A 15,281-nucleotide genomic window follows, 5' to 3' on the forward strand; every position below is an offset into this window, starting at 1 on the left:
GACTAGGGTCCTGTGCTGGCCTCTTTGATGGGCGGTTTGCCTTTCTGTTCGGAGGCGGGCCCGAAGTAGGCATAGGAAACACTCCCGTCCAGACCACCGCCATGGCTGACTGCAACTTTGACATCCGCGTTTTCGTAACTGCGATTGAAACTCGGAATCGTGATGGGTACCAAAATGGCTCGTTTGAACCTCACTTCTGTGAAGCCTTGACCAAAGGTTCCATCCGGCTTGCCAGTTACCGAAAACCACGATCCCTTGCCGGCCTTGAGTATTTTGGCAGAGCGCATTTCATCGTTGTCGCAGCCGTAGCTGTTATTGCCACTGCCCATCTTGAATTGCCTGTCGACGTTGAAGGGGACCGTGCAGACAATATTCTCTGTTGCCCCATTGCCTTCATAGAACACAATACTCGCGTCGCTGATGTCGTTGTCGTCTGGCTTGTTAAACACTTTTATTCGTGAAACCTTACCGTCGAGCCCGTTATTGCGAGAGGCGAGCTTACGGTAATAGAACGTATCGCTTGTGCCCTCGAATGAATCGATTCTCACCCTTTTGCCCATGGGGATCGATTGTTTGACGTCGATGATTGTGAAGTCATCCTGCCGGTCACCGTTGGGGTTGTCGTACAGTTCAATACGTGTGCCCGCTCGAACACCCTCAAGTTCCATTGACTTGAGTTCGTCGTTCTCACACCCGCGCGAGGCAAGCTTCAGGTCATATTGAACGCCGCTGGTACCCCCGCTCTGATTGACCGGCACTACGCAGGAAGTGTCCTCTGCACGGTTGGCCCGGTTGTCTTCATAGAAATAAAGACCGCCTTGAGATAGCGTTGCGGCATAGGGAAGTGCGTCACCCACCTGGTTGAAATCAATGGCCAGGTAGTTGGGTTTGCGCCAACCGGTCGCTTCGCCGCAATAGTTTTCCACCCGGCGCTGCAACCAGGTCAGGTTATTGTCCATGTCTCCTGCATGCAGCGTGGTACTGCCCCAGGAATGGAATTGATTGAGAACGAATAACCGTGGCAGGCGGCCGTCACGGCGACGCAGTGAAAGGTCCATGGAAGGGAAGCGGCTTTTGCATTGCCAGTCATGAACCAGCGACGTTGCACCCAGATCGTAGGTATTCTCAACCTGCGTTTTGGGTGCCCAAAGAACCTCGGCTTGTTTGCCGGCCAGCGTGTACCGCTTCGCCACCTCTCCTTGCGATAACATGACGAGGCGCTTGTTAGTGTCGATCATGTCCCCCAGTACTGGCCAGCTGTCGCCGTTGGACACATGGCTGTAGTCGGCTATTTCAGGGACTTGTTCCAGCACCGGGCGCAGCTGGTCTGAGGTCAATGTCGATTCGAACAGCAGGGAAATAACGGCGTTTCGGTCTTTCTTCAAATAGACAATGAACTCTTTGAGCACATCTTTTAACAAGGGAGCGGTCGACCAGCATCCGCCGTCCGCCGGTTTATGGCATACCCGAACTTGTTTTTGCCCATTGTAATCGCCCCTATCCAAGTGGATATCCAGCATGAACCCTCTGATACCACGTTCCAATTGCGGGTTATAGGCGTCCAGATAGGCGTTGTGCGCGGTGACCCATGTGTACTGATCGAATGTCTTGGTAAAGTCATTGATGCCCGGTGCTGCATAGGCATCTTTGTTGACAATGAACCACTGGGCGTTTTCTTTTCCGGAGGTCGGGTAAGACCAGTTATGCGCGGCCGCGTTGCCGGAAAATTTCGAACGGTAAAAGGTGATGTTATTCTGCGCGTGAATGGCACCGGGGTAAGTAGGTTCGTCCCATTCCTTCGGATCCTGCCATGTTCCCGCATGCTTGCCGACATAGGTCCAGTACATGTTGTTGGTGCCACCCGCCGGGTAGTACCAGTTAAGTCTGGCTGGGCTGCCTTCGTGCAAGGCCTGGAAGAACAAGGCTTGGCCATTAACCTCGTGACGATGAATTTCCCCCTTACGCGTAAATTCGTTCCATGTTTTGGGATCGGCGTAATTACCTTCATTTCTGTAGAGGTATGTCCAGTCTGCCGTACTGTATTCCGAGGTTGGAAAGTACCGGCCATGGGCGGCTGGACGACCTTCTTTTTCAGCGCGGAATAACAGCCGCTCGCCTTGGTAGTCGTAGCTGTAGATATCATCCGGGTAGGCGTAGTCGTACCAGGTTTTGGGCTCTTTGAAGGTACCCTGTCCCTTGCTGAAGAACGTCCACCACGTAGAACTCTTGTCGTCAACGGGATCTTCTTTAGCCGGCTTATCCTGGGGGTAGTCTTTTTTCCCTGTAAATTTCGACGTGAACAACATGTTTTGATAATCAATGCTTGTCTGATGGATAAGGCCGTTCTGCGTCCAGTCAGACAGGCTTTTGGGTTGGTCGCGTGTTCCGTTAAGGTGCGTGACCTGAAGAAATTTCCAGGCGGGATACTTTGGTTCTGGAGCCGGAGGCTTCACTTCGTCAGCGTCCAGCGGCTGGCTCGGAGGCAGGGTCCATTTGTCCTGAGAAGGTATGCCTTCCCTATCGGAATTTACGCTAAAAAATAAACGCATCCCTATGACTTTTCGCACATGCACGGCACCAGGCCAGCTGACTTCGTCCCACTCCTTGGGGTCATCGAGCGTACCTGGGTTTCTCGAAATACCATAAAAAACCCAGTTTTCGGTGTCTACTTGTCCCGCGGGGAACGGCCAGTTGTTCGCTAAAGGAACGCCGCTGTTTTTGGCTATAAAATAATAATCACCGTCCTTACGCGCTTTTATTACATAGTCGCCGGGTATGACGGGCTCGTTCACCTCCTTGGGATCGCTGATGGTACCGGCGTGTCTTGCGGTTGCTATGTATATGTAATATTCATTGCTCGTGGCGCTTGTGGGGTAGGCCCAGTTCTGCTCGTTGGGTATACCCGCGATCCTCGCTTTGAAATAGAAGCGTATGCCGTCTTTTTCTACGCGATGAATCGCTCCGCCCCACGTGACTTCGTCAGCTGTATGAGGGTCGGCAAAAGTGCCTGCATGCAACGTCGTGCCGTAATAGGCCCACTGCTCTGTGCTGCTTTCATCGGTCGGGTAGTACCAGTAATGGTCTGAGGGTGTCCCCGTCATCTGTGCATGGAAATAGAGTGTTTTGCCACCATGCTCATAGCGGTGCAGCCGGCCGGGCCAGGTATATTCGTCCCATTCTTTGGGATCGCGCAAGACGCCTGAGTGCTTGCTGATGCCCAGGAAGTGCCAGGACTCGTTATCCGTCGGCGTCGTTGGGTGTTCGCCTACCTCTACACCCATTTGGCCGGATTTTTTGGCCTCGAACAGAAACTGTGTTTTCAGATCCTGATGGATGGCGCCCACCCAGGTGGGTTGATCGAACATCTTGGGACTGTTCAGCGTGCCCTGGAAAATCGAATAACCAACGTGTTCGAAGTTGTTCGGGTTCAAATAGCCGTATTCATCGTCCATGACATACCCCCAGATTTTCGATCTGTAAAACCATCGGGTAAAGCCTTCGCCAATGCCGGTGGGGAGCTTCAACACATGCAGTGCGCCGGGCCAGGTTGCATCGAAGTCAGGTTTCGGATCGAGCCAATTGCCCGCGTGAATGCCCATGTCCAGATAAGACCATTGCTCGTTACTGTCAGGCGGTGCCGGATAGTGCCATCCGTCCTGGCCAGGTGCGCCCTCTACGAGGGATTTTGCGAAGTAAGCCTTTCCATCGACTTCAAAGCGGTGAATCGCGCCAGGCCAGGTGATTTCGTAAGCATCCTTGGGTGATTGCAAGGTGCCGGCGAACGCACTTTTGCCGATATACGACCAGTCTTCATTGTCTTTCTGCGAGTCGGGCAGTGCGCGTTCAGCGTTGAAAACCCCGGCAAAACGAGCCTGATAATACTCGTCTGCTGTGCGGGTAACCCTGACGGTTTCTCCAGGTCTGATCACCTCACCCGACTGGACCGGATCGCTCTGCGTGCCAGCGTGGGCAGCCCGGCCTATGAAGGACCACCAGGCATTGTCGGTTTCCGCCGCAGGCAGGGGATGGTCGGCGCCGATTGTTGCCAGGTTGCCCACAATTTTCGAGCTGTAATAGCGTCTGGTGTTTTCGTCTTGCCTCATGTGGATGGCACCGGTCCAGGTCACTTCCTGCTGGTCCTTGGGATCGATAATCTCGCCCGAATGCCTGGATGCCCCGACCACTGTCCAGTAATCATTTTCTCCGTCCAGCGGGATCGGCCAGTCGTTCTCCGCAAACAGCCCATCGACTTTGGAGAGCAGATACAGCGTACGGTCTCTGGCTTGCACCGCATGAATTCTTCCGGGCGATGTGAAACCGGAGGAGCCTTTCGGATCGGCCCAGGTGCCTTCTGGAACGTTTGCGCCCAGAGACTCCCAGTGTTCGTTGTCAGTCCCGGGCGCGGGGTAACTCCAGTTATTGGCTTGAGGTACGCCTCGTGCGAGGGAGCGGTAGTAGACGTCTTGGCCTTCAATAGTAGTGGCGTGAATCAACCCTTGGCTGGTCATTTCATCCAAGCCTTTCGGATCGGCAAAAGTACCTTTGTGTCGCACCAGGCCCATCACTTTCCAATACTCTGTGTCGCCCGCAGTCGGGAGAGGCCAATTGTCGGCGATCGGGTTTCCCGACTGCTGAGCGATGTAAAGCTGGCTCCTGCCTGATGAGCTGTACTCATGAACAGCGCCAATCCAGGTTTGGCCGCTCAATGATTTGGGGTCGGCGTAAGTGCCGGCCTGATCGGAAGTAAACATGAATTCCCAGAAGTCTGTGCTTGTCAGCCCTTCGGGGTAGGGTGTTTGCGAAGAGGGCTTTCCGGTCATCTTCGATTTGAGAAACGCCCGTTGCCCATTGATGGTGGCCACGTGTACCGCATCCGGCCAGGTAGGGTCGGTGAAGGGTTTGGGGTCAGAGAAAGTGCCTGCATGTTCTCCGGCGTACTCATAGAAGTCGTTGGACTCTTCACCGGCGGGATATATCGCTCCTGCATCCTGGGCAAATCCGGAAAACCTGCTGCGAAAGAGTTTTTGACGGGTCAGGCCAAGCTGGTCGGCAAAGATTGCGCCGGGCGTGTTGATGTCGTTACGTTCGCGTGGCGTTTCGGCGGTGCCGCCGTTGAGTGAGGACACGTAGCTCCATTGATCATCACTTGTTTCGCCCACCGGATAAACCCACCCCCCTGCAACCGGTTGAGCCTGCTGCCGGGCCGCAAAAATGAGGTGCTGATCTTCATCCAGGTGCAGCGCGCCCGGCCATGTGGCGTCATCACGGCCTTTGAAATCGTCTGCCGTACCGGCGTGTTTGAACACGGTGACGAACTCCCAGTGGGTGTTACTGGCAAGATCACTTGGGTAAGGCGTCGCGGCAGAGGGCATGCCGTCGAACAGTGAGCGCAGCGCTACACGCTGACCCTTGATCGAGGCTTCGTGCAGTGCACCGACCCGGGTGATGTCATCGAAAGGCTTGAAGTCACTCCATGTGCCTGCATGCCTGCCTGCGTAGATCCAATAAGGATCGACGGTACCCACCGTCGAGAAGCTGTCGAGATCGTTGGCGGGATAGCCTTCGTAATTGGAAACATAGAATGTGCGCGAGCCTGGAACAGTGTCATCCACGTAGACCGAACCTGCCTGGCTGTAGTCATCGAAGCGCCTCGGGGCTTCGAAAGTGCCCAGCGGTTTTATCTCCGGAATATATGACCAATGCTCGTTGCTTTCTGGTGTGACTGGCAGCGGCCAGTCATGCTCGGAGGGAAAGCCTTCTGCCAGCGAGACAAAATAGACCGGGTTGTGGTCGATCAGCATTTCATGCACTGCACCGGGCCAGGTAAATTCTTGTTGGGTCTTCGGGTCGGCTACTGTTCCTGCATGGAGGGAAGTCCCCAGTGACTGAAACTCGTCGGTCTGGCTGTAATCCCAGCCGGTTTCGGGCGCGGTCCAGGATTTCAGCGCTCGGTACAGTGCTTTCCCCTGGCCCAGCGGTGTTGAATGGATAGCGCCTACCCAAGTGTCGGTGTCCAGATCAGTCCTGGGGTCCCACCAGGTTCCGGCATTCTGGGTGATGTGATGCACTCCCCAATAAGTGGTATTGGTGGGCGACGTCGGGTAAGGCTGTTCAACCGGCCCTGAGAAATGGGCCACGAACGAAACCCATTTGCCCTGCATTTTGGCCCGATGCAGTTTTTTCGCCGTGTTTTCTCCAAAGGCCTTCTGGTCTATGTTTGAGCCTTCATGTACACCCCGATAATCCCAGTACTGATTGCTTTGCGGGCCGCTTGGGAATTCTGCGTTCAGAAGGGGCGCAAATCCGATAAACGTGGAGGCGTAGTAGCGACTGCGTAGCGGGGTCAGCGGGTTGCGGTAATAAGAGCCTTGCGACACGCTCATGTCGGTCCAGGGCTTGGTAAGGGCGGCCGGAATGTTTGACCGGGTTCCCGCCAACTTCCAGTACCCAGCGCCTTGCTCTGTGTCGGGTGCAGGCCATCTATCGACGCTTGGGCGTCCGGTGTGCTGCGCCAGATATACGGTCTTGGACTGTTCGAAATACACGAAGACGCCAGGCCATACCAGATCCTGATCGGTCTTCATCGCTTCAGGCGTGCCGGGCTTGTCAAAGAATCCGATGAAGTCCCAAAAATCATTGCTCTGTGCTGTCACCGGATAGGGCGTTTGCGGACCGGGGGCTCCGTTGATTTTCGAGCTCAGCAAGGCGTTTTTGCCTTCGATCATTGCCCGGTGCAGTGCCCCCTCTCGGGTTGGCTCGTCGAATGGCTTCAGGTCAGGGCCCAGACCTGAATGCTGACCTGCATAGGTCCAGAATTCCGTCGAATGGGGTGTGTCTGGAAGGGCTGGATCGAGTTGCTCAGGCTGGCTGTCGAAGGCTGCGATGTAGAACGCAGCAAACTGGCCCGTTTGGGCGAAGAACACGGCTCCCTTGAAAGCGGGTTCTCCGGCCAGTCGTGGTTGTTCGAACGTGCCCGCATTCACTTCTACGCCGACGGCCTGCACCTGCGCAGCCGACGCCGCTGGTGATGCTGTAGAGGAGGGGCCCTTATCTGGTGCAGCACTGACGAGCCAGGCCACTAGCAGGCCTGTGACGAACGCCACTGACCATACAGTCCTTTGGTATTTTTTCATGGTGATCGCGTCCATTCGCAGTGGCTCGGAATTGCGTCTTTGATTGAATAGAAGAGCGCTAAGACGAACCTATGCGCATGGCGCGCATCGAGATACTCGCAACCTTGATAGGTTGACGTGACTCCCCGCCTGGGTGGACTTACACACAATCCCTGTGCGTGTGCCTGTGGATAAAGTGTTCGTTAATCCCTGAAACTCCGGTGGGACGTGGCTTGTGTCATAGCGCTCAAAAATTGATCAATTCCAAGTTGTTATTTCCATTGAGCTTTTTGTGGATAAGCGTGCAGGTGCGTTCCTTCAAACGCTCACTTTGCCCACAATCTCTGTTGGTTTGGCTGTGGACAACTTGTTCGTGGTTGTCTGCAGGCCTTATATTTAGAGGGTCTTGAACTATTGTTCAAAAAATGATCAGAGTCGTGTGTTGCTCGTGAAATCTTCTAGAAAGCGAGGTTTTTTTGGCCATTTCAGATATTGTCCACAGCGGATTAGGGATCTGGATAAAGTTGTACCCAAAGTCTGTTGGCGCTTCTGTGGATAAGGTGTTCGTGCTCGTCTGTAGCCCAATGAAATGAAGCTCTACAGAGATTTGGTTAAAAAACATACAGGCTCTGTGCCTAAGGTGTTCCACGTTAAGTCGTTGTTGTCCTGGCTATTTCCGGGTCCATGAAAAACGACTTACCCATAAACGCTGTTTGGGCGCTGTGGATAAGTCGTTCAATTATTACATCGTCACCGTCTGTTTATGAGCCAGGATAGGGATGCACGAGGTTCACTGCCATTCTTTGGGCCAGTCGCGGAAACCTCTGCCGCCTGCTTGCTCGGTCCAGGGCGCCCATAGCGTCGGCGCACCGCCTGGGTACCAGTCTATTTGTGAATGGTGAGGATTGAGGCAGATGTAAGAGGCACCAGCATGCATCACCTTATCCCCCTTGGCGTAGTCGGTATCTGTTTTCCATTCAGGCAATGCGGCGCTGGTTGAGGCCTGCACAACATTGCTGGGCCCAGACAATTCTGCATTTGCGTCACGCGCGCCGACCAGATGCTGATAGTTCTTGCCGGGACTCAGGCCTTCGACGGTATAAGCGAGTACCGTTGAGTCGACGTACACAGTAGGCGCGTTGAAAGTGTGAATCTGGTAGGAAGCAAGGTCCCCGTGACTGGCAGGTTCATCCCATGCAAGCGATATACTGGTGGTCGTCGAGCCTGTGTGGCGCAAATTTTGTGGAGGGCTAGGACGGTCCACGGATGGCTGGGAGTCTGTGGTGGCCAGAAGTTCTTCAGAGCGCTCTGAGCTGTTGCCCAGACCGTCGGTCGCTATGATGCGATAACCATAAAGTCGGCTTTGCCAAAGGCCTTCATCGACAAAGGGGGGAACCTTGTCCGTGCCTATCGAAATATCATTGCGGAACAGTTCGTAGTGATACGGACCGTTGGCATCCGCTGAAACACTCCAGTCCAGCGTCAACGATGTGGTGGTCCGTGCGGTTGACCTGAAGTCGACAGGCACTGAAGGTTTTTCGGGTGCTGGATCGGTTGAGACTTCCAACAGGTTACTGACCTCTGACCACTGAGACTGTGTGTCTTTTGCAACTACGTAGTAGGTGTACTTTTTACCCGCTGTCAGGCCAGTATCGGTATATTCGGGCGGCTGATCAGCGAGGACCGCTGCAATAGGCCAGCCATCCCGGCCAATTTGATACTTGTCGATTCCGTTCCCGATGTCGCTGGAAGACAGTGTCCATTTCAGCGATACACTTTTATCGGTGACGCCTGACAGGCTCAAGACCGGTGTGGTCGGTTTCTCCCCCCCTCGGGTACTCACGCTGATTGCTGCGGAGAATGCGGAGGTGTTGCCCATGATATTAATGGCACGTACCTGATAACTGTAAGTGGTGCCGGGCTGAAGGCCGATATCGTCATACGAAGGACTGTCCGCAAATAACGACACGCCGTTGTCGCTGTTGTCGCGGCGCATTTCATAGCGCAATACCGGGGGCACGCCCACTGACAGCGACCAGACGAGTTTCACCGACGTTGGGGTTTGCTCGATTGACCTGAGGTCAGCAGGGGCTGTTGGTTTGCCGGGTACAGGCGTTTCGCCGCCAGTGAGATAACTGTAGCGTTTGGCAAACTCCCAGTTATAGGCGTCGCCAACCTTGGGCTTGCCATTGTCCCAGTTGACCGACCAGGTCATCAGGCCGCGAATCGGGTTGCCGTCGTCCTGCAGTTTGTCCAGGGCGTATTTCACGTCGTCCGGATTGATCACATAACCTGTTGCGGCGGCGTCATTATTGGTGGGCAAGCCGATCGCAAGCCTGTTCGCCGGGAGTTTGGTAAAGCCACGCGTGCCGTGGATCAGGCTGTCGGTCAGGTAGTAGAGAAACTCTTTCTTGACGGTGTCGTCGTCTTGACGAAGATACCGGCCGCTGCCGTTGTCGGCTTCATCGACCCATATACCGTCGCCACCCTGGTTGTAGTATTGGGGGGCGATAAAATCATAAATGTCTTCGAGAGCATTGATGTAGGCCAGGTAAGCACCGCCGCTTGTCAACGATTCCAGAAACGCCACGAAGTCTTTTAGAAACGGAAAGTACGTAGTGATTTCTTTCAATACAGGAAGTTTTTTGCTGGCTCTAAGGTAAGGAAACTCAGGGGCCATGCTGATAATGAAGTGCTTGCCTTCGGTGTTGTAATGCTCGCGCACCATTCTCAATGCGGCGGGTAATACGGTGCGGTTATCGGCAAAGGTTATGGCAGTCTGTTCGAGATCGATATCCAGGCCGTCAAAGCCATAGACTTCGACCAGCCGAATGATCTCGTACGCCAGCGCTTCTTCCTGACCGGCATGCAGCTCGATATGCGCATCAGCTCCGCCAAGAGAAATCAGCACCGCACGGCCTTGTGCATTGAGGGCTGCTACCTCGGCGCGAAACGCTTCATCACTCAGGTTATAAGGCTTGAAGGTCGGTATGCCGGAGCCTTTCATGAAGGCCACCGCCACGACGTTGTACGCTTCATGTATGCCTGTCAGCGCCATTTCCTCGAACATACCTTGCTGGTAACCCTGACCGGATTCGGAGGGCCAGTTATGCCAGAAACCCATGAGGATATTTTTCCCTGATATATCCGTCATGGTCGATGCGGCGTCGACCTTCTTGTTTTTATATTGATTGATGATTTTTGGGTTGAGCATGATTCGTGTCTCCGTCCGTTGGATTGACTGCAACGGGAGTTGATCACGAAAGTTTTTTTCACGTAACTGTCAGAAATGACGGTATCGGCGGGAGGGCTTTTATGTCGGCTTGGTCTGGGCTGACTCCCTTCCAGAATGAAGTGAGTCAGCCCTTGAGGATCGCGTTGCGGGGTAAACGCTACTCGTGATTGACCGCTACGCCTTTCAAATACGGCGCAGGTTCTGCGCCTAGGTTTTCCAGCATGCGCGAGCTGTACCAGTCGACGAAGTTGACCACGCCGAACTCGTAGGTTTTCGAGTAAGGGCCGGGTTGATAGGCGCTGGAGTTGATGCCGCGCTGGTTTTCCTCGGCCAGACGACGGTCCTGATCATTGGTGGCGTCCCAGACCTGGCGCATACGCTCGACGTCGTAATCCACACCTTCGACAGCATCCTTATGCACAATCCATTTGGTGGAGACCATGGTTTCCTGTGCACTGATCGGCCACACCGTGAAGACGATGATGTGATCGCCCATGCAGTGGTTCCAGGAGTGCGGCAAATGCAGAATGCGCATCGAGCCCAGGTCAGGGTTCTGGATCCGGCCCATCAGTTTCTTGCAGCCGACCTTGCCATCCATGGTCATCGACACTGTGCCTTTGAGCAGCGGCATGCGCACGATACGGTTACGCAGGCCGAAACTGGCGTGGGCGTAGGGAATTTTCTCTGCGTCCCAGGCCGCTGCGGACGCGGCCACATGATCCTTGAAGGTCTGATCGGCGCGGGGATCGGTGACGTCGTCCCATTCCAGCAGCGTCTTGAGCAATTCCGGGTGCGAGCCACTGCAGTGGTAGCACTCGCGGTTGTTTTCCAGCACCAGCTTCCAGTTGGCCTTCTCCATCAAGGTGGTTTGCACCGCCACCTTGGTGTTTTCCATGTCATAGGGTTCCATGTAATGGCGCAGTGTCGACAGGAACTCGTCGATGGCTGGCGGGTTCTCGGCCAGGCTGATGAAAATGTAGCCGCCCGCGGTCTTGACGTGGACCGGCTTGAGGCCGAACTGCTTCATGTCAAAGTCGTCGCCCATCTCGGTACCGGCATACAGCAGGCGACCGTCCAGCTCATACGTCCACTGGTGGTAATGGCAAACCAGTTTGGCGACTTTGCCTTTTTCGGCCGTGCACAGGCGCGAGCCGCGATGGCGGCATACGTTATGGAATGCGTTGACGGCACCGTCCGGGCCACGCACGACCAGGATCGGGTTCTTGCCGATCTGCAGCGTCAGGTAGTTGCCCTTGGTCGGGATTTCGCACGTCATCCCGGCAATCAGCCACTCTTTGTGAAAGATTTCCTGCATGTCGATTTCAAACAGTCGCTCATCACTGTAGAAGGGCTGCGGCAGCGAGTACGTGCGCTCGCGATTCTGCAGCATCTCGGCAGTGGCCTTGCGTGCAGGTTCTAGCGGATCGCCCAGGCTCAAGGTTGCGGTGACGTCCATCGATTGAATCCCTCATGACCGCGGCATGGGCGGCCTGCGAATGTGGCTGATACGGGTGTGATCGCGTTTCAAGCATGAGGATAGATCAGTCGATCATGCTGATGACCCTTGGTGGCGAGTGTGGAGCCGGGCGCGCAGTGAACCTTATCCATGGGCGACATGGCCGCATCCGTTCCCGACGCGACAGGCCTTGTTGGACGGGGCTGGTCGCGGTAAGTACGTGAATGTCGTTGATAGATAAATGGCCGCCTCGGGCGTTACGCAGAATCCGCAGCATGAGAGGCCGACAGTCGGCCGTGGAGATCGAGTATGTCCCAAAGTTTCCTGAGCCCGGTCACGACCCAGACATGGGCCAACGGGCGTCACCTGGTACGTGTCGTCAAAGTCATCCAGGAAACCTGGGACGTGCGCACGTTTTGCTTCATGGCCGACCAGCCGATCATGTTTTTCTTCAAGCCGGGCCAATTCGTGACCCTGGAGCTGGAGATCGACGGCCTGCCGATCATGCGTTCTTACACTATCTCCAGTTCGCCATCGGTACCGTACAGTTTCTCGATCACCGTCAAACGCGTGCCGGGCGGCAGGGTTTCCAACTACCTGCATGACACGCTGATTGAAGGGCAGGAGCTGGCGGTACATGGGCCGGTCGGGCTGTTCAACGCCATCGATTTCCCGAACCCGAAGATTCTCTACCTCAGTGGCGGTGTCGGTATCACGCCGGTGATGTCCATGGCGCGCTGGTTCTACGACACCAACGCCAACGTCGACATGGTTTTCGTGCACAGCGCGCGCTCACCGAAAGACATCATCTACCATCGCGAGCTGGAGCACATGGCGTCGCGGATCGACAACTTCAACCTGCACCTGGTCTGTGAAAAACACGGGCTGGGCGAGCCTTGGGCGGGTTATCGCGGCTACCTGAACCAGAAGATGCTTGAACTGATGGCGCCCGACTTCATGGAGCGCGAGGTGTTCTGCTGCGGGCCGACGCCGTACATGACCGCGGTCAAGCGTCTGTTGCAGGAGAACGGCTTCAACATGGCGCAATACCATGAAGAGTCGTTCGGTGCGACACCGCCCGAGGCCAGGGCCGACGCCGTCGAGCAGGCCGAAATCGCTGCCGACGCGCCGGATGTCGATGCTGCTGACCTGCATCAGGTGGAGTTCACCGACACTGGCAAGAGCATCCGCGTGGGACCGGGCGAAACCGTGCATGCCGCCGCCGCCAAACTCGGCCTGATGATCCCCAAAGCCTGCGGCATGGGCATCTGCGGGACCTGCAAGGTCATGAAACTGAGCGGAGAAGTCGAGATGGAGCACAACGGCGGCATCACCGACGAGGATGTTGCAGAGGGGTACATTCTGTCCTGCTGTAGCGTGCCGAAGGGCGATGTGCGGATTGAGTATTGAGCACGCCTGAAACCCTGTGACGCAGAGCATCACGAACGGCATACCCACGGAGCATGGGCACGATAGTCAGAGCCTTATCGTTCCTCACTCCAGCGTGGGAATGCATTGCGTGACGCTCTGCGTCACAAATCTACGCCGCGCTACAGGCTCAAGGCAGGACGCGGAGCGTCCGGAAAGGCATACCCACGCGGAGCATGGGTACGATAGACGTTCTTGAGGGCGCCTATCGGCTAAGATCCACTGTGACTCTGCTTATAAGCCGCCAGCGCGGGCAGCAGTTGCTGGTCGATCGCCTGGCGGACGGCGGGGAGGAGGGTGGCGCTGCCGGTCAGGAGTTGTTCCACCAGGCGTCGCAAGGCGGTCGCGCGTTCGGCGTTGAGGCCGCAGACGGCGTTTGCGCAGGCTTGTTCAGCGGTTGCGCCGCCGGGTGCTTCGAAGCCCAGGGCTCTGAGTTGGCCGAGCAGGTCTTCCTGGTCAATCAAATCCGCGTGCATCATGACGTCTGTTCCTTTGATCGGGCTTTTTCCGATTCTGGAAGGACAACCGCCTGCGGGCAACCCCTGCCTGTCGTGAGTGGCAGGATTGGCTACAAGTGCGTCGTTTTCAGTTCATGCGGTCATTCGGTTTGCAGGTTGTCTATGGTTCTGTCGACCATGACCTTGGCCATTTCCACCAGGTGCATGATCGACAGCGTCATGTCGCGCTGGGTGCCGGTCATGCTGTCGCTGAATTCACAGGCGCTGGTGGCTGCGCAGCGCAGCAAGTCACTGGCATGCATCAGGGCGTCTTCAGGGCTGACATCGGGGTTGGCGGTGAAGAGGGGCGGATCGGGGACGATTTTCAGCATGTGAGACTCCTAATCAATTTCTGGAAGGTCGTCACTTCGGCTACTAATCGAAGGTGGCGGCCGCACGCAGGTAGTAGCCCGGTGATTAGGAACCGGTGCATCCGAAGACGCCCCACGCACGGCCACCATAAAGATGCAGGCCGTAAACAAGCGCCTTGCACAAGGTGGCGCATTGCGCCTAATCACATCGAGGGCTACTAATCCTCACCGCTGAATATGCAGCGACGGGCGCAGAGTAGAGATCGAAACAGACAGGCACAAGGGGCCGGGAGTTTCTCGGAAATTTCCTTCAAGTGAAAGGGACGAGTCCCGCAAATTCGTTACAAATTCTTGTTCATTGCTCAGGTTTGCTAAACTGCGCAGCTTGCCAGGAGCTGCCATGAATTACCGTCACGCCTACCATGCCGGCAACCACGCCGACGTCTTCAAACACCTGACCCTGACTCGCCTGATCGCCCTCATGGCGCGCAAGGAGCAGCCGTTCGCCTATCTCGACACCCACGCCGGACTCGGCCTGTACGACCTCAAAGGCGATCAGGCCACACGTACCGGAGAATGGCTGGAAGGTATCGGCCGCCTGTGGAACGCCACGGATCTGCCTGCGCTGGCGTCCGACTATCTGCAAGTGCTGCACGACATGAACCCGGATGGCGAGCTGCGCTACTACCCCGGTTCGCCGGAACTGGCTCGCCGCCTGACCCGCGAGCGCGAGCGTGTGCTGCTCAACGAGAAGCACCCCGAAGACGGGCGTCTGCTCAAGGAGAACATGAAAGGCGACCGCCGCGTGGCGGTGCATCTCGGAGAAGGCTGGCATGTACCGCGTGCCTTGCTGCCAGTGGCCGAAAAGCGCGCCGTGATGCTCATCGACCCGCCATTCGAGCAACTCGATGAAATGAAGCGTTGCGCGGTTGCGCTCAAGGAAACCATCGGGCGCATGCGTCAGACAGTGGCGGCGATCTGGTACCCGATCAAGGATACCCGCCTGCTGCGCCGCTTCTATCAGGACCTGGCGGAAACTGGCGCGCCCAAGCTGTTGCGCGTTGAATTGTTCGTCCACCCGCTGGACACACCGGCCAGCCTCAACGGTTCAGGCCTGGCCATCGCCAACCCGCCATGGGGCCTGGAAGAAGAACTGCGCGAACTGATGCCGTACCTCGCCCAGAAACTGGGCCAGACCCAGGGCGGCTGGAAGATGGACTGGTTGATTGCGGAGTAGGCGTG

7 protein-coding genes are annotated in these 15,281 nt (G+C 56.0%); 2 read left to right on the forward strand and 5 right to left on the reverse strand.

The window, feature by feature from the left end; genetic code table 11:
- Positions 1-2: 2 nt before the first annotated feature.
- The 3 genes from JOE34_RS08000 to gbcA form a co-directional block, all read right to left on the reverse strand.
- A complete protein-coding gene (locus JOE34_RS08000; RefSeq protein WP_209996845.1) occupies positions 3-7,133 on the reverse strand; it encodes a PI-PLC X phosphodiestherase-like domain protein in 7,131 nt (2,376 codons plus the stop codon).
- A gap of 769 nt (positions 7,134-7,902) precedes the next feature.
- The gene (locus tag JOE34_RS08005; RefSeq protein ID WP_209995520.1) at positions 7,903-10,326 is read right to left on the reverse strand and encodes a fibronectin type III domain-containing protein; all 2,424 of its coding nucleotides are present in this window, start codon (positions 10,324-10,326) and stop codon (positions 7,903-7,905) included.
- A gap of 178 nt (positions 10,327-10,504) precedes the next feature.
- Complete coding sequence (gene gbcA, locus JOE34_RS08010) at positions 10,505-11,803, reverse strand: glycine-betaine demethylase subunit GbcA (RefSeq protein WP_003393670.1); 1,299 nt, start codon at positions 11,801-11,803, stop codon at positions 10,505-10,507.
- 309 nt (positions 11,804-12,112) lie between these two features.
- On the opposite strand from gbcA, the gene gbcB reads away from it, so the two are divergent.
- Positions 12,113-13,213 carry a glycine-betaine demethylase subunit GbcB gene (gene gbcB, locus JOE34_RS08015; RefSeq protein ID WP_003393669.1) on the forward strand — a complete coding sequence of 367 codons (1,101 nt, stop codon included), beginning with the start codon at positions 12,113-12,115 and terminating at the stop codon, positions 13,211-13,213.
- 230 nt (positions 13,214-13,443) lie between these two features.
- Here the strand turns inward: gbcB and JOE34_RS08020 are convergent, their stop codons facing one another.
- Both JOE34_RS08020 and JOE34_RS08025 read right to left on the reverse strand, forming a co-directional pair.
- On the reverse strand, positions 13,444-13,710 hold the full coding sequence (locus tag JOE34_RS08020; RefSeq protein WP_003393668.1) for a hypothetical protein: 267 nt from the start codon (positions 13,708-13,710) through the stop codon (positions 13,444-13,446).
- 119 nt (positions 13,711-13,829) lie between these two features.
- On the reverse strand, positions 13,830-14,060 hold the full coding sequence (locus tag JOE34_RS08025) for a DUF6124 family protein (protein WP_003393667.1): 231 nt from the start codon (positions 14,058-14,060) through the stop codon (positions 13,830-13,832).
- A 379-nt stretch (positions 14,061-14,439) separates the two neighbouring features.
- Between JOE34_RS08025 and rlmJ the strand changes: the two genes are divergently transcribed.
- The gene (rlmJ, locus tag JOE34_RS08030; protein ID WP_003347252.1) at positions 14,440-15,276 is read left to right on the forward strand and encodes a 23S rRNA (adenine(2030)-N(6))-methyltransferase RlmJ; all 837 of its coding nucleotides are present in this window, start codon (positions 14,440-14,442) and stop codon (positions 15,274-15,276) included.
- Positions 15,277-15,281: the final 5 nt, after the last annotated feature.

Source organism: Pseudomonas sp. PvP028, from assembly GCF_017832255.1.
In the GTDB taxonomy this organism is placed as follows: Bacteria; Pseudomonadota; Gammaproteobacteria; order Pseudomonadales; family Pseudomonadaceae; genus Aquipseudomonas; species Aquipseudomonas syringae.

Excerpts from the sequence above, each read along its gene's own strand:
- gbcA (WP_003393670.1), bottom strand. The coding sequence starts at position 11,803 with ATGGACGTCACCGCAACCTTGAGCCTGGGCGATCCGCTAGAACCTGCA.
- JOE34_RS08000 (WP_209996845.1), bottom strand. The coding sequence starts at position 7,133 with ATGAAAAAATACCAAAGGACTGTATGGTCAGTGGCGTTCGTCACAGGC.
- JOE34_RS08005 (WP_209995520.1), bottom strand. The coding sequence starts at position 10,326 with ATGCTCAACCCAAAAATCATCAATCAATATAAAAACAAGAAGGTCGAC.
- rlmJ (WP_003347252.1), top strand. The coding sequence starts at position 14,440 with ATGAATTACCGTCACGCCTACCATGCCGGCAACCACGCCGACGTCTTC.
- JOE34_RS08020 (WP_003393668.1), bottom strand. The coding sequence starts at position 13,710 with ATGATGCACGCGGATTTGATTGACCAGGAAGACCTGCTCGGCCAACTC.
- gbcB (WP_003393669.1), top strand. The coding sequence starts at position 12,113 with ATGTCCCAAAGTTTCCTGAGCCCGGTCACGACCCAGACATGGGCCAAC.
- JOE34_RS08025 (WP_003393667.1), bottom strand. The coding sequence starts at position 14,060 with ATGCTGAAAATCGTCCCCGATCCGCCCCTCTTCACCGCCAACCCCGAT.